Below are 21,936 nucleotides of genomic sequence, written 5' to 3' on the forward strand. Positions count from 1 at the left end.
CGGCGAGAGGTTGTCCTGACCATTTGCCTTCTGACAGTGCTGAGAAAACCAGCGTTATGTCGTTTCGATGTCGAAATTGCATTTTATTGCACGAATATACAATTTGTGCAACCTTGCACTCAGCCTCAGGGAGGACCAGTACCTCGCCCCGATCATGGACGAATTGGGGCGCTGGATGGCGGCACTGACCGCTAGGCGCTCTTCAACGGGCGTGGCCGCGGGTTTGATGAAAGGCGGACAAGCGGTCGATGCGGACGGGGCGGTAGCGCTGAAGGAGATGCTGCTTAGCTGACGATCGAAACCTCAAGGCTGCGCTGGTATTCCAGCTCGTCCCTGGCTTCTTTTTCAGTTTTTTGTCGCCCGACCACATCGAGGTGGGTGCGTAGAAAATCCGCGGCCTCTTCGCGCTGTCCACTTTCGATGAGATCCAGGAGACGGATGTGTTCTTTACACTGATTGATCAATCGCGGCCGATCCACGTTGGCCTTGTAAGCCATGAATCGACGCAACTGGTTTTGTCTACGGATGGCTTCGAGAAAAAAAGCATTGCCCGAGCAACGGACAATCAGCTCATGCAATTGCGCGCCGATTTGGAACAGCTGCGATCGCGACAACTTGAAGATGTCACCATCAAGCAATTTTTGCTGTGCCTTGCGCGCCTTGGCAAACGCGGCCTTATCCACCTCATAACCGGGTTCAAGCACTGCGGCGGGCTCAATCGCCATTCGAAACCGATAACTCTGAATGTGGGCCTTGGAGTCATGCAGAAAGCTGTTGATCTCCCAACCCTGCCCAGGCTTGCGCTCAACCATTGCTTCGTTGGCCAAGCGACTCAAGACCTTGAGAAGTTGTCCGCGAGGCACTTCGTACTTGCGGATCAACTCTGCTTCGAAAAACGTCGTCGGAATGTCCCCGCGAAGTACGTCATCGACCACACGCAGGTAAAAATCCTCAAAGGGATCAACTTCCAACGGCAGCTTTCCGCTGTCGATGCCGCGTGCGTCAGCGGTCAGGAAATACCCGCGATTGGGTTCCTTGATGGCCAGGCCAAGCTCGGCGAGCAAGGCAAACCCACGCCGTATCGGCGAGCGGGAGACGCCCAGTTCCTTGGCGAAGGCCTCTTCACGCAGCGGATCGCCGGCGCGCATGGATCTGGCTCGGGCCATATCAATGATCTGGGGCGCCAACTGCTCCGCCAGATCTTTCTTGATCTTGGGCTTCATTTTGGACAGATCGCCCGTCAATGGTGGTTCAAGGATCGGTTCAGCTGAATTCATGGAAACCAGTATTGATAAAGGATGGAGTCAATGGCGTGAGAATGAACAAAGACGCCACATTGCGCAGCCTTGCAGAAAAATAACACACCTGATGCACATCAACACGTCAGGTGATGCAGTGCAACCACCGCCCATTACAAACGCAATACTCGCCCAGGGGAATTCCATGTCCGTACCGCTTGTTTATCTGATTCATGCCACACCGGTTTCCATAGCGCCGATCAACGAGGCATTCGAGCGGCTTTGGCCTGAGGCCAGGCTAGCGAATCTGATGGAGGATTCGCTGTCCCGCGATCTGGCAGACGCCGGTGAACTCACTCCGGCACTGACCGAACGCTTCCTGAAACTTGCCACCTACGCATCAGAGTCAGGGGCCGACGCGATTTTGTTCACCTGCTCGGCCTTTGGAGGCGCCATTGATCGGTGCAAACGCGCCCTGAATATTCCGGTGCTCAAGCCTAACGAAGCGATGATTGAGGAAGCGTTGCAAAACGATGGCAAGCTCGCCCTGCTAGCAACGTTCCAACCCGCCGTTGCATCGATGGTCGAGGAGTTCGAACAACATGCATTTGAACAGGGTCGGCCGCTCAAACTGACGACCCATATCTGCGACAGCGCTTTCGAGGCCCTGCGAAACGGCGATCAGGAGCGCCACGATCATCTGATCGTCGAGCGGGCTAGCCTCATAACGGATAGCGATCTGCTGTGCTTCGCGCAATTCTCCATGACCCACGCAGCTGAAGAGGCAAGCAGGACCAGCGGCCATAAGGTATTGACGACACCTGACAGTGCGGTACTGAAGCTTCGCCGTCTCTTGCAAGCTCAAGGCCTGCCAAAACGCTGAATAAGGCGACGTACTCACGTGCTCCGGCAAGGTGACCGTTCGTAAGGATGCGGCGAACTCTGCATAAATTGTATCGCGTTCGCTTGCAAAACAATTTACGGTGAGGTCTATTAGCCGTCAGTGGCTCCCGCAAGCCGCCCGCAATGCTCCCCACAAGAAAACACAACAGGAGTTAACGCATGACCAAAAAAATCGCCTTTGTCACGGCAGGCATGGGAACGCTAGGGACCGCTGTCTGCCAGCGACTGGCAAAGGATGGCTTTACCGTAGTCGCGGGCTGTGGTCCGAACTCTCCCGTAAAGAACGCTTGGTTAGCGCAGCAAAAAGAGCTCGGTTTCACCTTCATCGCCTCCGAGGGCAATGTTGCTGATTGGGAGTCTTGCTGCCAGGCCTTCGCGGAGATCCGAAGGAACGTCGGGCCTATCGACGTATTGATCAATAACGCCGGCACCGCCAGGAACGTGGTTTTCCACGATATGCAACCTAACGACTGGACCGCCGTCATCGATACCAATCTCAACTCACTGTTCAACGTGACCAAGCAGGTCATCGATGGCATGACTGAACGAGGCTGGGGCCGCGTGATCAACATCTCTTCGGTCAATGCCCAGTTGGGCCAGGTGGGTCAGGTCAACTATTCGACCGCCAAGTCCGCAATCCGCGGCTTTACCCGAGCCTTGGCGCGCGAAGTCGGCCCACGTGGGGTCACTGTCAATACCGTATCGCCTGGCTACGTTGCCACGGCCAAACTCAAATCCATCACCACGGCCGATGTCATGGATCGCATCATCCAGGACATCCCTTCTCGCCGCCTGGGTACTCCCGAAGAAATTGCTTCCATGTGTGCCTGGCTCGCTTCCGATGAGTCCGGATACGCCAATGGCGCCGACTTTTCGCTGAATGGCGGCCTGCACATGAGTTGATGCCAGAACACTTGGCATGACTCACTGGCTCTCTCCCGCCGAATTTCTGCGAAACCTTGATGCGCTTTAATGCGCAGCATCCATAAAAACAATTGTACTTTACGTCAAGGTGATACAAATGCTCTCATTTCTCGGCTACGGCATGATCGTGACCTTTATGGCGCTGATCATGACCAAGCGGTTGTCACCCTTGGTTGCCATGACGACAGTCCCGATCATATTCGCGCTTCTCGCGGGCTTCGGTCCGGATATGGGCAACATGATGATCGACGGGCTGCGCAAGGTAGCGCCAACCGCGATCATGGTGATGTTCGCGATCCTCTACTTCGGCGTGATGTTCGATACCGGTCTATTCGATCCGATCATTCAAAAATTCATCAAGTTGATCAACGGCGACCCGATGAAGGCCGTCATCTTCGCCACTTTACTCGCGGGGATGGTGTCGCTGGATGGTGATGGCTCGACGACTTACATGATTACCATCACGGCGATGCTGCCTTTGTTCAAGCGGCTGCGCATCGACCCGTTGTGCCTGACCTGTGTAGTGATCCTGGCGGCGAGCGTGACCAATCTGCTGCCATGGGGCGGTCCTTTGGCTCGCGCTGCGGCTTCTTTGCAGGTCGATACCGCTGATCTCTTCCTGCCACTGATTCCAGTGATGGTAGTTGCCTTCCTGGGGGTCATGGGACTGGCCTACTTCATCGGCATTCGGGAACGTCAGCGTCTGGGCACCCTCCGCCTGTCGGTAGGTGCGGCAGCAACAGTCTTCGACGACGAAAATGATGAAGGCTTACCCTCGATGTCCGACGAGAACGCCGAGTTGCGTCGTCCAAAGCTATTCTGGCTCAACGCCGGCTTGACGATAGCTTTGATGACTGGCCTGGTAATGGAAGTGCTGCCACTTTCCATTCTGTTCATGGTCGCCTTCTCCATCGCGCTGGTGATCAACTACCCGCACATGAATGACCAGCGTCGCCGGATTTCCGCTCACGCCCCAACAGCCTTGAACCAGATCGCGATCTTTCTCGCTGCTGGCATCCTGGCGGGCATCCTTTCCGGTACCGGCATGGTCAATGCAATGTCAGCCAGCTTCCTGGCCATGCTGCCTGAAACATGGGGGCCTTACATGGCTCCGATCACGGCGCTGGCGAGTATCCCTGGCACATTCTTCATGTCCAATGATGCCTTCTACTACGGCGTGCTTCCGGTGCTTGCCAAGGCTGCGGCGGCTTATGGTATCTCCGCGGCGGAAATCGGGCGGGCCTCGCTGGTCGGTCAGCCTGTCCACCTTCTTAGCCCTCTCGTAGCCTCTACGTACCTGCTCTGTGGCTTGGCGGGTGTGGAGTTCAGTGACCATCAGAAATACACCCTTAAATGGGCATTTGCGCTGAGTTTCTTGCTGCTAGCGGTGTGCTTGTTGCTGGGCTTGTTCCCTTTGCATGCTGGAGGATGATCCTCGCAAACCCTACGTAAGGACTGAGTAGTACTGAATAACCCGGCTGCAGCAGTGTGTCCGGGACTTTTTCTGAGGTGGGTGCAGCCTACCTCCTCTCCCATTGCAATTGCCCTGGATCACCCTGCGGCAATTTTGCCCCGTTCGCAGGACTGAAAAATGTTCTTAAGAAAGATTCGGATCGCCCCCCGGGCATTTTTGGGTTTTGCCGTCATTGCCTTTCTCGGGGTATTCCTGGGTTTTTTTGCTTTACAACAAATCAGCGACGTCCAGTCTGAAGCGATTGATATCAAAGACAACTGGATGCAACGCGTGAAGGCACTGGGAGCTGCCAACGCCTCCCTGAACCGCTACCGAATGGGTTCGATGCAACATATCCTGTCGACGACTGACACGGATATGCAGTCCTACGAAGAAAAAACAGCGGGAAGATTGAAGCAGGTAAACGAGCAGATGAAGCTGTATGGAGCGCTTCTGACGAACGAGCAAGATAAGGCCCGCCTCGAAACATTCAACAAAAGCCTGAATGTCTATGCTGCTCATCATTTGGAGCTTCTTCGAATTTCCAGGGAAGGTAAAAAATCGGATGCTCGATCTTATTTACTGACCATCCGTGACTCCTACGACCAGTTGACGAAAAATTTCGACGATTTGATCGACCAGTCCAATCAGGGTGCGGAGCTCGCCGCAACGCGGTCCGCCGAGGCCTATAACAGTGCCACCAACGGCATAAATGCAGCCATTGCGCTTGTCGCGATCGGCACTCTGCTAATTGCCTTCATGCTAACTCGTAGTATCACGGTCCCGATTTTCGAGGCGGTCAAGCTGGCCGAGACCATTGCTGGAGGCGATCTGACGCAACCGATCAAACCTCAAGGCAATGACGAAGCAACTCGTCTGCTTCAAGCCCTGTCCGTCATGCAGCAAAGCCTTTTAATGACCCTGAAACAGATCACCAGCTCATCAAACCAACTGGCCTCATCCGCGGAAGAATTGAATGCCATCACCGCCGAAGGGGACCGCGATATCCAACAGCAGCACAGTGAAATCGAACAAGCCGTCACTGCAGTCACCGAAATGACCACGGCGATAGAAGAGATTGCGAGAAATGCCGCCTCGAACTCAGAGCGCTCAGATGCATCACGAATCATTGCTCTGAACGGTCAAAAACGCATGATCGAAACCGTAGACGCCATACAGACCCTCACCGGTGACGTAAAAACAAGTTCGCAGCAAATAGGAGCATTGGCCGATCAAACGCAAGGCATCGGCCAAGTGCTCGACGTGATCCGTGCGATCGCTGAACAGACCAATTTGCTAGCCCTTAACGCGGCCATTGAGGCTGCACGGGCGGGTGAGGCCGGAAGAGGTTTTGCGGTTGTCGCGGACGAAGTCAGGGCACTTGCTCACCGCACGGCGCAATCTACCAGCGAGATCGAGCAGATGATCGACCGCATTCAAGCCGGTACGGCACTGGCCGTCACCACAATGCAAAACAGCAACGCGATGACGCAAAGGACGCTAGCCCTGGCTGACGCAGCAAACCATGCATTGGCTGAAATAGTGGCTGCGAATGACGATATCAACGGACGCAATCTGGTCATCACCAGTGCGACTGAAGAACAAGCCCATGTGGCTCGTTTGGTGGATAGAAATCTGCTCAATATTCGCGAGCTCTCTATTCAGTCATCCGAAGGTGCGCAGCAAACAACCGCAGCTTCACAAGCTTTGGCGCATCTGGCGGTCGAATTGAGTGCTGTCGTTAAGCATTTCAGGGTCTGAGATCGCAGCCTCAGCAGCCAAGCCATCCCCTTCCCTTCATTAAATGCAGCGAGCGGCGCGGTTCAACCGCCCCTCGCTGCCTCTTTGCCTGTTGAGCAATCTTGGTCACTCGACGCTTCCACTCGTAACCACAGTGAACTTGCGGCTGAACTCCAAGACTTCGCACACACCGGTGTGCCCTGCCGGGATCGACACAGCATCGCCTGCCGTCATCTCGAATCGCTCGCCAGTGTCCATGGTGATTGCGATACGACCTTCAAGCAGTACGAAGGCTTCATCGTTTTCAAGCGCCAGTCGATCTTCGAAGGTTGAGAACTAAAAACGCGACGGTTTGTACGGTGGCTCGTTGATCGAAGCCTTCGTAGCGGTCGCGCGACGACTGCGGACATGCCAAGAAGTCGGGTTTCATTCAGAACTTTGCAGCTTTGGCTGCTATCGCAAGAGCCGCAAGCCGATGCGCCGCGCACGCCCACCTGCGGCCTAAGCCGAGCAATGCGCTGGGCGGAATTGAGCGCAGAGCCATCGCTCCTGTGCAACAACCCGACGTATCCCAAATGAATTGGTTCCGACAACAATCAGCGAATTCAGACCGACTTCTGACTTTCCACGAATTCAGCCAACCCGAGCGTCACGCCTGCAGCGCCCTTGTTGCCTTTGGTGAAGGATTTCTCCGATTAGCATGGGCCATTATGTGTGGTTTGATAGACCTCATAAAGCCGCTTCACCGCCGTTCCGATGTCATCTTGGCTCAGCGCGCCGTAGCCAAGTACGAACCCATCCTCAAAGGGACCTACATCATGATTGAATGCGCTCAACCGCCTCAGCAATACATCACGCTTGGCGGCTTGAGCTTGTAGGGCATCGAGGTCAACAGCCTGACGAAATCGCAAGGTCAAGTGCAAGCCAGCAAAGCCGCTACTGAGGCTGATCGCGTCACCAAAGGTTTCAGCCAGGCATTTTCGCAGCTCTGCCTGACGCGCCGCATACAACGGTCGAACATTGATCAGATGGCGCGTCAAATGGCCGTCACTTATGAAGTCTGCTAGTGCCGCCTGCAGGGGTAAGTGGCCAGGCCGGTAAAGGCTCAGCAAGCCCCTCACCATGGAGCTAACCAGGGAGGATGGGACGACCATATAGCTCATTCGAATTCCGGGGTACATCACCTTACTAAAGGTCCCCAAATAAATAACTCTGCCGGAACTATCCTCCCCCTGGAGCGACGGAGAAGGTGCTTGGTCGTACCTTAGCTCACTGTCGTAGTCATCCTCCACTATCCAGAAATTGCGTTGCGCAGCCTCGCGAAGCAAGCGTTCACGGCGGCTGCTGGACAATATACTGCCAAGCGGAAACTGATGAGAAGGCGTGACAAATACAAGCTTGGGATTCATCGCGTAGTGTTGGTCACGCATATCAATACCCTCGCGATCAACATTCACAGGGACTGAACGTACCCCTAATGATTTGAGCATCAGCGCACCGGCCCAATGTGACGGGTTTTCGATGCAGACCTGATCATTAGCGTCGGTCAAAAGCCTGACAATCAGATCCAGTGACTGCTGAGTTCCCATAGTGACAAGCACCTGCTCCGGGTTGCATCGAACCCCCCTCGCTACACGCAAGTAATCAGCCAATGATCTGCGCAGCGGCAAATACCCTCCTCCATTGGCGTATCCACTCAGTTGGGCCAGATGTTGTCCAAGGTATCGGTTCTGAAGTTTCTGCCATACAGCGTAAGGGAACGCAGCGACATCGGGCACGCCAGGCAAAAACGCACCCTCACGCTGCTGCAAGCCAGACGCACCCGAGAGTATCAATTGTCCCCTCAGCGAGATTGCGTCAGGAGGAACTGCTCGCGTAGCGACGGTATGAGAGCGAATGGGAGGCCGATCGACAACGAAAGTACCGCTTCCTATACTGCCGACCAGATAGCCATCAGCGGTCAACATGTCAAATGCCGCAACGATGGTGATTCTCGAAACCCCTAGCTGGGTGGCCAGGCTTCGAGTGGATGGTAAGCGCGATGACGGACGCAGCGTTCCATCCTCAATCATTTCCCTGAAGTGGCGGTAGAGTTGCTGCTGTAGTGAAACGGCAGACCTCCGGTCCAGAAGATCCTGAATCCGCTCACCAATTAACGAAGCTGTCATTTAACCTCCAACCTTAGGCAGCCAAATTATTATAGATTACAACGCTTTCCGACGAGTGTACGAGTGGAAGTCTCACGTAGCAGAATATCACCTCGCGAGCGCGAGACTTTTTGACCAGGTCAGTACCGGGGTTACTAAAAATTTTTGGGGAGAGCCTCTTCAATGATCTCGCCGTTTTCAAGAAAAGCCACCTGATCTGATACCGCTCTAGCGAACTCCATTTCATGAATTACCACCATGGTAAAGCCTTCGGTAGAGAGATTCTTCATGGCCTGAAGAACCTCTCCTACTTGCTCTGGATCCAGGGCCGAGGTCGGCTCATCAAATAAAATGACTTGCGGCCTCATCGCAAAGCGCTCGCGCGATTGCGCCCCCTGCTTTTGACATCCGACAGGGTAATGGAAAAGCGTATGCTTTATCGGCCATACCGACCTTGGCCAACAAATATTCAGCGTGAGCCAGGCTTCTGCTCGCAGGGTGTTTTAACTCGGATTGGTACTTCCATTACATTCTGGATTACTGTGAGGTGAGACCATAACCCAAATTTTGGAAAACCATCGCAGTGCGAGCTCTAATGGTAGCCAACTCGCGCAAGCTCATAGGCTTATCCGAATCAGTAACCCCGATGCGCTGTCCTCCAATTCCGATGGTTCCGCTGTCGGGCACCTCAAGCCAGTTGATACACCGCAACATCGTCGATTTTCCTGACCCAGAGGTTCCTAGAACGCTCACCACCCGCGTTTTCGCGCACCAGGTCTCATTCTTCAGGACCTCAATACCATCGAAAGCTTTCGAGAGCCCGTTGATACTCACTTCAGGATACCCACGCATGCTCGAAACCTCGCTGAATTCCACATTTTCTTATCCCTCCCATACAGCGTTTCATGGACATACTTAGCGCGATATAGAAAGTGATTGTGACGACGAATGCCTTGGTGGGGACAAAATATCCCGCCTGGACTGTTTTGGCTGGAGCAGTAAGTTCCCTGAACTGTAATGATGGACGAAAATGCTGTGTCCTTGAGCGCGTAAATCATCTGATTACCGATCAAAGGTCGCGAGGCTAGCAACAACTCTGGCTATATTATGTATCCGTACATTTTTCAGGGCGGAAAGCCATAGGCAAGTGCTGCGTCTAGTTGCCCCTGTGGCACAATCAACCTGGGGCCGCGCAGAATCTCTGCGAAATACGCCCCATGGTATATAGCCAACCCGACCACCCCAGATAACCAAGCAACTACACGTAAGCCTAGTTGCGGCAAACCGTAATAGATGAGACAGACCAACACCAGAAACGGAACTGTGCGCATCGTGTTCATGTAGCTTTTCACCAACAAACGAGGCAGGGAACCTCGTTCGAGCCAGTAATTCGCTATGCACCCGATCACGAAAGCAGACGAAAACGAGAATAGGAACAGCACTATGGTATTCAGTAGCCCTTTTAGAAAAATATCACGGGACTGCCAAAGGATCTCCCATTCGCTCATGACGGCACCTCACATTGCCAATCGATTGGCTTTACGCTCAGCAGTTGACTGCAGTTTCAGCAAGCGGCCGATTAACAACATATAGAACAGAGCCGCTGATAAAATTGGGGGTAGCGGTTCATAGGTCACAGAACTGATTCGGTTAATAAATCGCCTTCAACAACAGCCACCAAGCCCGAACGTTCATCTCTCTTCGTGGAAGCTGATTCCTGAACCCCACTTTAGGCCAACCAATTGGTGGATTGTCACTACGTCAGTGATGGACTGTAGGGGCAAACCCTTGAAGGCTTCACCAAGCCACTTGACCTGCAACTCGGCCAGGCGGCGGTTGTTTCGCACCGTCTCCATGAATTCCGTGAAAAATTTCTGGGTTTTCTAAGGTATTGGCCGGGCGTTGAACCCACCTCCCGTGACTGCAAACCCATTTTCGAAAAGCTGTCCACGTAGCCGGATGAGGTCATTCACGCCTATCAATGAGTTGATCACATATTCGACGCGGCCATTACTAATGGTCAGCATACACTTCTGGATATGCCTGATACTTTATGACTTCTCCCAACTCGCAACCTGACGCGTTTAGCATCTTCATCAAGTCCGGCAGGCGAGCCTCAAACGAACCGCCGCCCTGCACTCCCACGGCCCTGCCGCACAGGCTCTGCATACCCTGAGTATCTGGGCGTCGGACTTGAGCTTCACGAAGAAATGTTGGGCGGTAGCGAACGATGGAGCGAAGTCGAACACACGCAGCCAATCATCCGTAATGATCGCCCACGTAAAGGAAACATCATATTGCTCAGAAGAGCCGGCGGCTAACAAACCAGTCCAAGGTAGGATTTTCTGACGCACCACGAAACCTTTCTGCTTGCTGAATAACCTGAGGTCATTCAGCAAGTCATTATGGAAGCCCTCCGGCTTGCCATCCATGACGAAACTATAGGGAGCGTATCATCCTCGGTCGCCACCGTCATGTAGCCTCGAGATCTGATCTGAACCAGATCGGAAGCGGCGTCAAACGAGCTATTGCTTACTATCAGAGCAAATGTAGCGCCGAGCAAACGCCCTGCGATGGGAAGCTTAATTTCCTTTATATTCTCCGAGCCATCTGACACTACACATTGCATGCATGCGATTCGATTCGATTCGATTCGATTCGATTCGATTCCAAAATACGGTCGTCACCCTTCGGCAACAACACCGGGTTTAATACTACGACAGGAGGCATCGGCCCCACGCACTAGCACCACTTTTTATACTTATTTATGACCATTTGCTTTCGCCTTGCCCCCGCCCATCACGATACCGAAAACACCGAGCCAGATGGACTTAGTTACTCACAATAAGTGGCCCTATCCACCTTCCGCTTTGTGTTTTAGTGTCCAATCTTTATACAGTCGATCCATTACATGGAGCCTCCAAATGGATAATGATAAGCAGCTCGACTCCTACTTCATCGGATTTACACCTAACGCACTGTTTAAACAAAAGCCCAGGATGATCACCCATGCGCAGGGTAGCTACCTTTACACGCGCGAGGGGGCCAAAGTCTTCGACGGCTTCTCCGGGCTGTGGTGCTCAGGCATGGGGCACTCGCACCCTAAGATTGTCGAAGCTGTACAGAAGCAGGTGGCCAAGCTGGATTATGTCTCGGCGTTTTACATGAGCCACCCAGACGCGTTCGTCCTGACTGAAAAAATCGCAGAAATGGCGCCCGAGCCGCTGAACCACGTGTTCTACACGACCGGCGGCTCCGACGCTGTTGATACGGCTCTCAAGATCGCATTGGGTTTCCACCGCCTGACAGGCGATGCTGGCCGTACGCGGATGATCGGCCGCGAGCGTGGTTATCACGGGGTGGGTTTTGGCGGCATCTCTGTAGGGGGAATGGTTGCAAATCGCAAGATGTTCTCGACTCTGACTCTTCATGGAGTGGATCATCTGCCACATACGTATTCACCTGAACATATGGCATTCTCGAAAGGCCAGCCCACCTGGGGCGCCCATTTGGCGGACGACCTAGAACGCCTTGTCGCGCTGCATGACTCTTCAAACATCGCTGCTGTTATAGTCGAGCCCATGGCGGGCTCCACTGGCGTGTTGGTACCGCCACAAGGCTATCTCAAGCGACTGCGTGAAATCTGTACTAAGTACGGCATTCTGCTGATCTTTGATGAAGTAATCTGTGGTTTTGGGCGCATGGGCACCGCTTTCGCAGCCCAGCGATTTGATGTCGTACCAGACATGATCACATTTGCCAAAACCGTGACTAACGGCACACAGCCCTTGGGCGGCGTTATCATGACAAGCGAAATCTACAAGACCTTCATGGCTCAGCCGGAATACACCAATAGCATCTTCCATGGTTACACTTATTCCGCTCACCCCATTGCTGTGGCTGCGGGCCTAGCTGCAGTTGATGTGTTCCATAATGAAGGCGTCGCAGACAAAGTGCACGAGAAAGAAAACCTTTTCCAAGAGCTGATTCACTCGCTCAAAGGCGAGCCTAATGTCGTGGACATTCGAAACGTAGGTTTTGCAGGCAGCGTAGAGTTTGCTCCTTTGCCTGGCCAACCCGGCATTAGAGGTCATCGAATCACTGAGGCGCTATATGATGCAGGTTACTACCTGCGCTGGTCAGGCGACCAAGCAGTGTTTGCACCGCCTTTCGATGCCACAGCCGACGAACTGGAAGCACTTGTCGAAGCGCTGCGCACCTGTATACGCGCGAACGCGTAGCGCATAGAAACAGAGCGCCTCTTCCTGCTCCGTTGCTACTCCAACGGAAAAATCGGCTAAAGAGCTTGACTAATGCGCTTGCGCTAAATTGCCAGGCTCGCTCTGCTGAACAGCAAGCTGCGCTCTGCCCTGCCCACACTTGAGAAGTCCCGCATCTAGGAGCAGATCGTGCCCATCGTCTTTGTTGCCGCCTCCAAACTCCCCACCCCTTTCGCAATCTTCAACATGCACGGCTTTCTCGACGAAGACACGGGCCGCGAACATGTAGCGCTCAGTTTGGGTGAGATTGCCAACGGGGAGCCGGTGTTGGGGCGCTTGCATTCCGAATGCCTGACAGGCGATGCCCTGTTCAGCGTGCGCTGTGATTGTGGCTCCCAACTGGAAGCGGCGCTGCAGGCCATTGCTAGCGAAGGACGCGGCGCGCTGCTTTATCTACGCCAGGAAGGCCGCGGCATCGGCCTGCTTAACAAAATTCGCGCCTATAAACTGCAAGATGGCGGCGCCGATACTGTCGAGGCAAACGAGCGCCTGGGATTTGACGCCGATCAGCGCGAGTACGCAATATGTCTACCTATGCTAGAGCACCTGGGGATCAAAGCACTACGCCTGATGACCAATAATCCGCGCAAGGTCATAGCTCTAGTCGATATGGACATCAAGGTCTCGGAGCGAGTCCCACTGCACACTGGTCATAACGCTCACAATCATATGTATCTAGCGACCAAGGCAAACAAACTAGGTCACATGATAGGCAATATGCATCAAGGCGAACTGGCGTGATACGACGAGTTCAAGCGCCGCCTTTCGCTGACTTCTTGTTGTACCCGGCGATGGGCCGGCGCCCTTGCCGTGGCCTGGGCATTTGGTGGGGCAGTCGTTGACACAGTATTGGCCACGCCGCTGCTCGCCGCTGGTGCCGCGACTAATCCCTCAGCGCACCGAACTCCAGAGCGCTCAAGCAGATACTGATCGGCAATGGCATACCCCAAAAAGGAAAACGGGCTCCCAGCAGAGCACACTGAAGCAAATGGACGCAGGGCAATGTTGGTTACCGGTCTCTTCATCCTGAATAGCCACTTTGGCGGGTGGAATTAGAGGCAGCGACGCAGATCCCCCTGGCATCGTCGACCGCGGCGGTGCTTTAACGTACCGCAGTTCGGGGCTGAGCCTAAAAGGTAGGCGGTTGCCCTCCCGCGGGCTGTGCTATCCCCCAGTCAGGTAGCAATTAGCGCCGACGGAACAAGGTCATGGCAAGTGATTTTCACCATCTTGATCTTTGCCCATGCGGCAGCTGCCGTTGACGTGAGTTAACCCTCTTTCGGCCAAAGATATTTCTGAACAAAAACAGTTATTTACAGATTTTCTCAGGCGCAGACGCAGCAGGAACGAAACAAATATAAGAAAAATGGAACTCAGCAGCTCCATTTAGAATGCTTCCACCCCAAATGGGATTTTATTTGCCAAACGGATTTCTTGATGTTAAATAGGTGTGAAAGCGCTCCACGAATAGGGGACAAGATATGGGGGAGGCGTTCCTGCAGTCATTCATTAGACTTCCTCCCGAGGGCGCGTTCGCAACGTCGCAAGTCCTCGGTAAGCGCGGCAAGTGAGCCCTTTTTCGAATGTAAAAATGGAGAAGAGAAATGAAGAATAAAAAGCTTGCGGTAGTTACCGGAGCCGCCAACGGGATTGGTGCAGCCACCGCTCAGATGCTGGTCAAGGACGGTTATGAAGTAATCGGCCTAGATAGAGAACCGGGGAAAATTAACCAGGTCACATTTTACCAGGTCGACATCACCAAAATTGATCGGCACAACTTGATTTTGGACGAAATCGAAAGCCTACACGGTCCTATCAGCGCCTTTGTGAATGCCGCGGGCGCATATACCTATACGACAGTAGCAGACATCACACATGCTGAGTTTTATAAGCAGCTAAGTGTATTTCTTGACGGCGCTGTATTCTTATCCCGCTCTGTGGGTTTGCGAATGGTCAAGCGTGGCGGCGGCCGCATCGTGAACGTAAGCTCGACTGCCTCTTTTTCCGCAATGCCAAATTCCTTTGCTTACAATACTGCGAAAGGAGGACTGGACGCAGCCACACGATCCTTAGCTCTCGAGTTTGCAGCACACAACGTGCTCATCAACATTGTCGCGCCTGGATTTGTTCGAACCCGCATGTCAACTGACCCAGTAACAGGCATCAACGAAGCCGATGTCGATTCATTCAGGGCACTGTTTGTAGAAAGCGGACGGCTGCCTATCGGGAGGACAGCCGAGCCCGAAGAAATAGCCGGACCGATTGTGTTCTTACTTTCGGAGCGAAACACCTACATAAGCGGCGAGACATTGGTAGTCGACGGTGGGTTGACTTCTACCATATAAACAACAAAGGCAGACCGTCGAAGGTGCCCCCCCGGGCGCTGTCACTGACTCAAAAGCAAACGTGTGGACGTGATACACCAGGGACTGACTGCATAGGCGGTAGTGCGGATTAGTACTTCAGGTGGGCGAAGCGCCACTCTTATTGGGGTATCATCAAACCTGGGTGGGAGTCAATGTGGAGTGAGCGTTTTGACAGTGCTAGTTCGAAGAGGTGACAACAGAAGCTTAATGGCCGCTTTGGCACTCAGCTTGGTCGACCGACCCCGCTCGTCGCTGCAGGACTTAGCGAAAGCGGTCGGAGTGGGTAAAACCACCTTGCATCGTTTCTGCCGTACGCGTGGAGAGCTCATAGACAAACTCATGGAGCACGCAGCTCAAGTACTCGGGGAAGTGGTTAGCAACGCACAGCTCGACACACTACCGCCGCTTGAGGCGTTGAGCAGGCTGAATAGCTATACCCTTGAGCACAAAGAACTCAATGCTTTCTTGCTTTTTCACTGGCGCGAATCTGAAAACACTGCGTCAATTGATGAATCGTATGAGGCAGCTATTGACGCTTTTTTCCAGCGCGGCCAGCGGGAGGGGGTATTCCGTATTGACGTCAGCGCTCCAGCGCTCACAGAAATTTGGTTCTCATCATTGACCGGCTTGATCTATGCAGAGCGGCGAGGCCGGATAGCGAGGATGGGTTTAGCCTCGATACTTGAGAGCGTGCTGTTCGAGGGCATCCGCCCCGCTCAATAGGACTATCGTGTCTATCCTATAAGGGAAGCGTCTGTTTTAGGCACAATCGTGAGTTACCCCTGATAAACACTGTCACTCAAATGGTCTTAGTGCCTTTCGCAAAGTGGATATACATATTGCAAGGGCCGTAGCCATACGATGGTAGAGAACGTGGACCATCATCAATAGCTTTCGATGATGCCCCCCTGAAACCAACTTGCCGAATCAAAGATTGGAAACGTTTTTATACTTTTTGATTCAGGGCTCACAAGCACTATGTTACCGGTAACAACCGCACCGCCAAGTGGCGAGTGATAATTACTAGTATGACGAACGGAATCGCAGTGGAGGTACCATCGCTTAGCTGGCGCATAACCGTGGAATCAATAAACCTAATCATAGCGATATAAAATAATGAAAACACAAAAAAATATTGATGAATGGCGAGCTTACATTACTGGCTGTCTAGACTTCCAACCTGAAGCTGGCGTGTTTCGGGTTGCACGTGACATGTTCACCGAACCTGAACTCTTTGACCTGGAAATGGAATACATATTCGAAAAGCAATGGATCTATGCATGCCATGAAAGCGAGATTGCTAATAACAATGATTTCGTAACGATGCGCGCCGGGCGCCAACCCATGATCATTACCCGAGACTCTTCCGGGAAACTCAATGCACTGATAAATGCATGCCAACATCGTGGCACCACATTGACACGCGTCAATAAGGGAAATCAGTCTACATTCACCTGCCCTTTTCACGCCTGGTGTTACAAAAGTGATGGCCGCTTGGTCAAGGTCAAAGCTCCTGGTGAGTACCCGGAAGGCTTTGACAAGGCTACTCGCGGCCTTAAAAAGGCACGAATCGAAAGTTACAAAGGATTCGTATTCATCAGCCTTAACGTCGACGGCACTGACTCACTCGAAACGTTCCTGGGAGACGCGAAGGTATTCTTCGATATGATGGTTGCCCAGTCACCTGTCCGAGAGCTTGAAGTACTGCCTGGAAAATCTGCGTACACCTACGATGGCAACTGGAAGCTACAGAATGAGAATGGCTTGGATGGTTACCATGTAAGTACAGTTCACTATAACTACGTCGCTACTGTACAACATCGCCAACAAGTGAACAAAGAAAAAGGAATGACGAGCTCGGACTCCCTTGATTACAGTAAGCTGGGTGCCGGCGACAAAGAAACAGATGACGGTTGGTTCGCCTTTAACAACGGCCATAGCCTTCTGTTCAGCGACATGCCTAACCCCACCGTAAGGCCAGGTTACGCCACGATCATGCCTCGTCTATTGGAGGAGCACGGCCAAGGTAAAGCTGAGTGGATGATGCACCGGCTAAGAAACTTAAACATTTATCCGAGCATGTTCTTGCTAGATCAAATTAGTTCTCAGCTTAGAATCATACGGCCAGTCAGTTGGAATAAAACTGAGATTCATAGTTTTTGCCTAGGAGTCGTTGGAGAGTCCGATAAAGACCGCGAAAATCGTATCCGTCAATTCGAAGATTTCTTCAACGTTTCAGGCATGGGAACCCCCGATGACCTTGTGGAATTCCGTGAAGCCCAGCGCGGCTTTCAAGCCCGACTCGAACGCTGGAGCGATATATCTCGAGGACACGAGCATTGGGTTAAAGGCACAACACCAAACAGTGAAAATATTGGCATCCACCCGGCTCTTACAGGCACTGAATTCACGCATGAGGGGCTCTACGTGAATCAGCATAGTGCTTGGCAGCGTTTCTTACTCGAAGGGCTTAATAACGAGGACGCGAAAATTTCGCCTACAAAACTGGTTGGAGAATAAGATGAACCCACAATTACAATATGAAGTAGAGCAATTCTTATATCGGCATGCTGAAGCCTGTGATGCAAGAAACTGGGATCTGTATCTTGATATGTTCAGTGAGGACAGCGAATTTCATTTACCCCAGTGGGAATCTGAGCACGAATACACCAAAGATCCTAAGCGAAGCATGTCCCTTATTTATTACGCAAATCGCGGCGGGCTTGAAGATCGGGTGTTCAGAATACGTACCGGAAAGGCGGCATCTACGGTGCCCATGCCTAGGACTTTACATTCTATATCGAACGTCCGTATATCAGAGGCGCCTGACGGCAAACTGTCTGTCAAGGTCAACTGGCAGACTCTCTATTATCGACTTCAGCAAGCAGACTGCTTTTTCGGTACCGCCACCTATGATCTGATTCGAAGCGGAGAAAGCTGGAAAATCACACGAAAGCACGTGCTACTTCTAAATGACACGATCAATTCGGTGCTGGACTTTTACCACCTGTGACTGATAGGCCAGAATCATGAATCATAAAGTCGCCTTTACATTCAGTGACGGAAAGACAAAATTCTTTTTAGTGCCAGGGACTGAAATTGTCCTTGATGCGGCTATTCGAAATGGCATCAATATCCCGATCGACTGTCGTGAAGGCGTTTGTGCAACCTGCGTTGGCCAGTGCGAATCAGGTATTTACACCATGGACTATGTTGATGAGGACGCCCTCTCAAGCCAAGATATAGAGGATGGAAAGATTCTGACTTGCCAAACGAGGGTACAATCAGATGCTACGTTTTATTTCGATTATGACTCGACCTTATGCACTCAGGCGACAACCGAACCACTCCAAGGGGTTGTAAAAAGCGTTGAAAGAGTTTCCCCATCTACTGCAGTGATAGTGATAAAAACATCTGATACAGTAAAAAGAATCGATTTTCTGCCAGGTCAATATGCACGGATCAATGTACCAGGAACGGATGCCTGGCGAGCGTATTCATTTGCTTCGCTACCGAACGAACGCAACGAATTAAGATTCATTGTGCGACTGCTTTCTAGCGGAGTGATGAGTGACTATGTGAGAGACCAATGCTCTGTCGGTGATGAGATCCGCTTTGAAGCACCGTTTGGTGCCTTCTACCTGAGGCAGGTAAAACGCCCCATTGTTATGGTTGCGGGGGGTACCGGACTATCTGCGTTCATGGGGATGCTGGACCACCTAGTACATGAGAAGAATTATTCTAGCGTCCCTGCAGTTCACCTGTACCACGGAGTACGAATACCCGAAGATTTATGTGAACTTGACCGTATAGAAAACTATGTAAACCAATTACCTGGTTTTCGTTTTTTTCCAGTTGTTAGCCGGTCTAGTGAGGATTGGGATGGTAGACGTGGGTATGTCACGGAGCACTTCGCAGATAACCACTCAACAGACGAAGAAGCAGACGTTTACGTTTGCGGCGCTCCCAGCATGGTCGAGTCTGTGAAAGAATGGTTCTCACTGAACCAATTAAGCGCAAAAAATATTTATTACGAGAAATTTACAAAGAGTGCTAATTGAATCAGTTTTTATAACTCGTGCAGCGTACCTAACCGATATTAAAACTATGTATTCATATTGCGCGCAATTGAACTTAATGTTAGGATCGAAGTTGTAGAAGCACATTTTAACGAGCCAAAAAATCTTGTTAATATGTTTTCCGGGCCAAAAAATCTCGGTTGAAACTTTTGAACCTTATTTAAAGGCTCAGAATATTTTGACTAAGAGGAAGTCAGGTTGAGCATAAGCAAGATAAAATACACCTCAGCCGTGTAAAAAGTTCTCGCCATGCCTATCTGACTTATCTCATCTCTGCAATGGAGTCGAGATTTATGAAGACGCTTAAAATTGCAATAGTTGTGGGCAATCCTAAGCCACAATCCAGAACGCTTAAACTCTCGGAGGTTTTTGTTGAAAAGCTCATGGGCCATACAAGCTACGAACTAGAGGTTATCGACCTTGCAGACTGCATCAGCGATATTCTCACTTGGCCTAGCGAAAGAATGGACAGGTATAATTCCTTAGTTGCTGCAAGCGACTTGGCCATTTTTGCAACACCTACTTATAAAGCGTCATTCACAGGCTTGCTTAAAGCTTTTCTGGACCGATACCCCGCTAACGGATTATCTGGGTTAACTGCGATCCCACTTTTTACAGGCGGCGACTTAACTCACGCGATGGCACCTACTACGACCCTGTCACCATTATTAGCGGAGCTGGGCGCGGTTGTTCCTGGTCGCGGGATCTACTTTGTAATGAGTCAAATGGACCGTGCTGACGAAATCATGCAGTCACTAGCTGATGAATACGCCAGTAACTTCAACAAGCTTGCTCGTATCGGTAATGACCTCACCAAACGCGCTTGAGTTGACCTTCACTTCCGCCTGTACTAGAGGATAAAAACAATGTCTAATGGGCTCGAAATTCGCAAAAACGCTGAGGATAATGTATTTGACCCTCGGGTTTTTCGTAATACACTCGGTCTTTACGCTTCCGGCATCGTTGTAATCTCCGCGTTCGACGGCATAAATGATGCCATGGGGTTCACTTGCCAGTCTTTTTATAGTGTCTCCATCGATCCACCTTTGGTTTCGTTTAGCGTAATGCGCAATTCATCCACATATCCTCGTATCCGAGACCTTGGTAAATTTTCAATCAATGTTTTAGCAGACTCTCAGACATCCATATCCAATCAGTTTGCAAGCAAATGCCCCGACCGGTGGGCTGGTATCGACTGGAGTTTGACTCAAAATGATAACCCCGTCATTGCCGGCACATTGATGTGGCTCGATTGTGAGCTCTATGCTGAGCATGAGGCAGGCGACCATTATATCGTGGTGGGTAGAGTCACTCAGATTAGTCCACCTGACTGGAGTGAAAACGAACCGCTCCTGTACTACAAGGGCAAATACCGACACCTGTCAGAACAATTATCACTGTAAAATAATCTCGTCTCACTGCAGGGGTATTTGATGAATAACTGTCTTGTATATCGCAATCTACGGTATGCAGCGGCGAAGCGCTTTGCCCCTGCAGAACAGCTCAATGTGGTTCCCTCTGACATCTATAATGGAAGAGAACGTGGATCTCTTGCTCCTCAACATGCATCGCGCTTCGATGCGCTGTTAGGTCCTCCAGCACCGCTCACACAAAGCGAAGATTGCCAAACACTGTCCATTTTTACGACATCGAATATAGGTAGCCGCCCCGTAATGATATGGTTTCATGGCGGTGCCAATATAACCGGAGGCGGAGAACTTCCTTGGTATGATGGTAATAAACTAGCCACCGAACACGAGTTAGTTGTGGTAACTGTAACAGCAAGGCTAGGAGTCTTTGGTTATTTTTACAACAATGCTTTGTTCTCATCAAACTCTCCAAGCCCCGCTATGACAGATCAATTAGTAGCAATAAAATGGGTTAATCAGAATATTGCTATGTTTGGGGGCAACCCAAACAATATCACATTATTTGGTCAATCGGCGGGCGCATTCTCAATCGAGGTCATGCTGCGATGGGGATTGGGGAGTTATGTTAAGAGAGCAATAATCCAAAGCGGTTTCCTTGGCCAAAAGGATATTATTTATGATCAAAAAAAAGCATTAAAGCAATCACATCACTTCAACAATTTCATCGGCTGCGACCCAAAAATATTGTCCACCGCTGAGCTCCTGGATGCGCAGTTAAAATTTTCAAAACTTCTAGGTAGGTCTGAGCTCTGGGCCCCTGTGCGGCCACACATTGAAAAGCCAATAACGATTCCCGTGCTTTCAGGTTGGACCAGCGACGACACGCTGCCTTTCATTTATATGAGCGAAAATGTTATACAACCAACTAACGAGACGTTTATCGCAGTAAAAGATAGAGTGCTATCTGATAATAAACAATATTTAATTGACAGCACAAAGACTCTACTTCGCGAAGTGGCCATCAATGGCCAGCGTGGCTGGGCTTACGAATTAACCTGGCAGGCGCCACAATCAGGATGGAAAGCTTCTCACTGTATTGAGCTGCCATTTTTACTTGGTTCTCATGAGTCATGGAAAATGGCACCAATGCTGTCGGGCCTGAACGAGGATGATTTCGAGATAAAAGGCCGTCAACTTCGTGCGATGTGGGCAAACTTTGTATTAGATCTGCCACCAGCTCCAACGTGGATACCCTCCACCATAACTGAATGTGCAGTTAATCCGATATGAATATGCTTCGCCACCATGCTATGGCCTGCAAAGCTTGATTGTTTAGTATTTATTTTTAATTGAGGAGACTGCGCATGAGTGGCGTTGACTTTATAAAATTGAGCTGGTAGCTACTTAAGCTAATGCAATTGGCGACTCGCTCCTTA

At 51.4% G+C, this 21,936-nt stretch carries 23 protein-coding genes; 15 read left to right on the forward strand and 8 right to left on the reverse strand.

Going from position 1 to position 21,936, the window contains the following annotated elements; translation table 11 throughout:
- Window positions 1-67: 67 nt before the first annotated feature.
- Complete coding sequence (locus tag J3P89_RS15785) at window positions 68-292, forward strand: hypothetical protein (protein WP_434694806.1); 225 nt, start codon at window positions 68-70, stop codon at window positions 290-292.
- Here J3P89_RS15785 and J3P89_RS15790 read toward each other — a convergent pair.
- Window positions 285-1,223 carry a GntR family transcriptional regulator gene (locus tag J3P89_RS15790; protein ID WP_434694807.1) on the reverse strand — a complete coding sequence of 313 codons (939 nt, stop codon included), beginning with the start codon at window positions 1,221-1,223 and terminating at the stop codon, window positions 285-287. The two genes, J3P89_RS15785 and J3P89_RS15790, sit on opposite strands and share 8 nt — an antisense overlap.
- Window positions 1,224-1,443: 220 nt before the next feature.
- Between J3P89_RS15790 and J3P89_RS15795 the strand changes: the two genes are divergently transcribed.
- The 4 genes from J3P89_RS15795 to J3P89_RS15810 all read left to right on the forward strand — a co-directional run bounded on the left by J3P89_RS15795 (window position 1,444) and on the right by J3P89_RS15810 (window position 6,279).
- Entirely contained in the window at window positions 1,444-2,121 is a 678-nt protein-coding gene (locus tag J3P89_RS15795) for an aspartate/glutamate racemase family protein (RefSeq protein ID WP_434694808.1), read from the forward strand.
- 179 nt (window positions 2,122-2,300) lie between these two features.
- Window positions 2,301-3,044, forward strand: coding sequence for an acetoacetyl-CoA reductase (phbB, locus tag J3P89_RS15800; RefSeq protein ID WP_434694809.1), 744 nt, complete (start codon window positions 2,301-2,303; stop codon window positions 3,042-3,044).
- 118 nt (window positions 3,045-3,162) lie between these two features.
- Window positions 3,163-4,497 carry a CitMHS family transporter gene (locus tag J3P89_RS15805; protein WP_030141424.1) on the forward strand — a complete coding sequence of 445 codons (1,335 nt, stop codon included), beginning with the start codon at window positions 3,163-3,165 and terminating at the stop codon, window positions 4,495-4,497.
- Window positions 4,498-4,656: 159 nt separating this feature from the next.
- Window positions 4,657-6,279 (forward strand): methyl-accepting chemotaxis protein, encoded by a 1,623-nt coding sequence (locus tag J3P89_RS15810; protein ID WP_434694810.1) that lies wholly within the window; start codon window positions 4,657-4,659, stop codon window positions 6,277-6,279.
- 105 nt (window positions 6,280-6,384) lie between these two features.
- Here the strand turns inward: J3P89_RS15810 and J3P89_RS15815 are convergent, their stop codons facing one another.
- The 6 genes from J3P89_RS15815 to J3P89_RS15840 form a co-directional block, all read right to left on the reverse strand.
- Window positions 6,385-6,516, reverse strand: a complete 132-nt coding sequence (locus tag J3P89_RS15815; RefSeq protein ID WP_434694811.1) for a cupin domain-containing protein — start codon at window positions 6,514-6,516, stop codon at window positions 6,385-6,387.
- 437 nt (window positions 6,517-6,953) lie between these two features.
- Complete coding sequence (locus tag J3P89_RS15820) at window positions 6,954-8,426, reverse strand: PLP-dependent aminotransferase family protein (RefSeq protein WP_434694813.1); 1,473 nt, start codon at window positions 8,424-8,426, stop codon at window positions 6,954-6,956.
- Between the two features lie 134 nt (window positions 8,427-8,560).
- Window positions 8,561-8,773, reverse strand: coding sequence for a hypothetical protein (locus J3P89_RS15825; RefSeq protein ID WP_434694814.1), 213 nt, complete (start codon window positions 8,771-8,773; stop codon window positions 8,561-8,563).
- Between the two features lie 169 nt (window positions 8,774-8,942).
- Complete coding sequence (locus J3P89_RS15830) at window positions 8,943-9,257, reverse strand: ATP-binding cassette domain-containing protein (protein ID WP_434698003.1); 315 nt, start codon at window positions 9,255-9,257, stop codon at window positions 8,943-8,945.
- Window positions 9,258-9,529: 272 nt separating this feature from the next.
- The gene (locus J3P89_RS15835; protein ID WP_434694815.1) at window positions 9,530-9,913 is read right to left on the reverse strand and encodes an ABC transporter permease subunit; all 384 of its coding nucleotides are present in this window, start codon (window positions 9,911-9,913) and stop codon (window positions 9,530-9,532) included.
- 588 nt (window positions 9,914-10,501) lie between these two features.
- Window positions 10,502-10,837: a transporter substrate-binding domain-containing protein gene (locus J3P89_RS15840; protein WP_434694816.1), complete on the reverse strand. Its 336-nt coding sequence runs from the start codon at window positions 10,835-10,837 to the stop codon at window positions 10,502-10,504.
- 492 nt (window positions 10,838-11,329) lie between these two features.
- Here J3P89_RS15840 and J3P89_RS15845 point away from each other — a divergent pair, with 492 nt between their 5' ends.
- Together J3P89_RS15845 and ribA are read left to right on the forward strand one after the other, a co-directional pair.
- Window positions 11,330-12,646, forward strand: coding sequence for an aminotransferase class III-fold pyridoxal phosphate-dependent enzyme (locus J3P89_RS15845; protein WP_434694817.1), 1,317 nt, complete (start codon window positions 11,330-11,332; stop codon window positions 12,644-12,646).
- A 168-nt stretch (window positions 12,647-12,814) separates the two neighbouring features.
- Window positions 12,815-13,426 carry a GTP cyclohydrolase II gene (ribA, locus tag J3P89_RS15850; protein WP_434694818.1) on the forward strand — a complete coding sequence of 204 codons (612 nt, stop codon included), beginning with the start codon at window positions 12,815-12,817 and terminating at the stop codon, window positions 13,424-13,426.
- Window positions 13,427-13,891: 465 nt separating this feature from the next.
- On the opposite strand, the gene J3P89_RS15855 is transcribed toward ribA, so the two are convergent.
- Window positions 13,892-14,071 carry a hypothetical protein gene (locus tag J3P89_RS15855; protein ID WP_434694819.1) on the reverse strand — a complete coding sequence of 60 codons (180 nt, stop codon included), beginning with the start codon at window positions 14,069-14,071 and terminating at the stop codon, window positions 13,892-13,894.
- Between the two features lie 218 nt (window positions 14,072-14,289).
- On the opposite strand from J3P89_RS15855, the gene J3P89_RS15860 reads away from it, so the two are divergent.
- The 8 genes from J3P89_RS15860 to J3P89_RS15895 all read left to right on the forward strand — a co-directional run bounded on the left by J3P89_RS15860 (window position 14,290) and on the right by J3P89_RS15895 (window position 21,790).
- The gene (locus J3P89_RS15860; RefSeq protein WP_434694820.1) at window positions 14,290-15,030 is read left to right on the forward strand and encodes an SDR family NAD(P)-dependent oxidoreductase; all 741 of its coding nucleotides are present in this window, start codon (window positions 14,290-14,292) and stop codon (window positions 15,028-15,030) included.
- A 228-nt stretch (window positions 15,031-15,258) separates the two neighbouring features.
- On the forward strand, window positions 15,259-15,774 hold the full coding sequence (locus J3P89_RS15865) for a TetR/AcrR family transcriptional regulator (protein ID WP_434694821.1): 516 nt from the start codon (window positions 15,259-15,261) through the stop codon (window positions 15,772-15,774).
- A gap of 393 nt (window positions 15,775-16,167) precedes the next feature.
- Window positions 16,168-17,571 carry an anthranilate 1,2-dioxygenase large subunit gene (antA, locus tag J3P89_RS15870; protein ID WP_434694822.1) on the forward strand — a complete coding sequence of 468 codons (1,404 nt, stop codon included), beginning with the start codon at window positions 16,168-16,170 and terminating at the stop codon, window positions 17,569-17,571.
- A 1-nt stretch (window position 17,572) separates the two neighbouring features.
- Window positions 17,573-18,064 carry an anthranilate 1,2-dioxygenase small subunit gene (gene antB / locus J3P89_RS15875; RefSeq protein ID WP_434694823.1) on the forward strand — a complete coding sequence of 164 codons (492 nt, stop codon included), beginning with the start codon at window positions 17,573-17,575 and terminating at the stop codon, window positions 18,062-18,064.
- A gap of 16 nt (window positions 18,065-18,080) precedes the next feature.
- Window positions 18,081-19,112 carry an anthranilate 1,2-dioxygenase electron transfer component AntC gene (gene antC, locus J3P89_RS15880; RefSeq protein WP_434694824.1) on the forward strand — a complete coding sequence of 344 codons (1,032 nt, stop codon included), beginning with the start codon at window positions 18,081-18,083 and terminating at the stop codon, window positions 19,110-19,112.
- A 311-nt stretch (window positions 19,113-19,423) separates the two neighbouring features.
- Window positions 19,424-19,957, forward strand: coding sequence for an NAD(P)H-dependent oxidoreductase (locus tag J3P89_RS15885; protein WP_434694825.1), 534 nt, complete (start codon window positions 19,424-19,426; stop codon window positions 19,955-19,957).
- Between the two features lie 39 nt (window positions 19,958-19,996).
- On the forward strand, window positions 19,997-20,533 hold the full coding sequence (locus tag J3P89_RS15890) for a flavin reductase family protein (protein ID WP_434694826.1): 537 nt from the start codon (window positions 19,997-19,999) through the stop codon (window positions 20,531-20,533).
- Window positions 20,534-20,563: 30 nt separating this feature from the next.
- Window positions 20,564-21,790 (forward strand): carboxylesterase family protein, encoded by a 1,227-nt coding sequence (locus tag J3P89_RS15895; protein WP_434694828.1) that lies wholly within the window; start codon window positions 20,564-20,566, stop codon window positions 21,788-21,790.
- The last annotated feature ends 146 nt before the right edge of the window (window positions 21,791-21,936 follow it).

Source organism: Pseudomonas sp. Z1-14 (genome assembly GCF_051132005.1).
In the GTDB taxonomy this organism is placed as follows: Bacteria; Pseudomonadota; Gammaproteobacteria; order Pseudomonadales; family Pseudomonadaceae; genus Aquipseudomonas.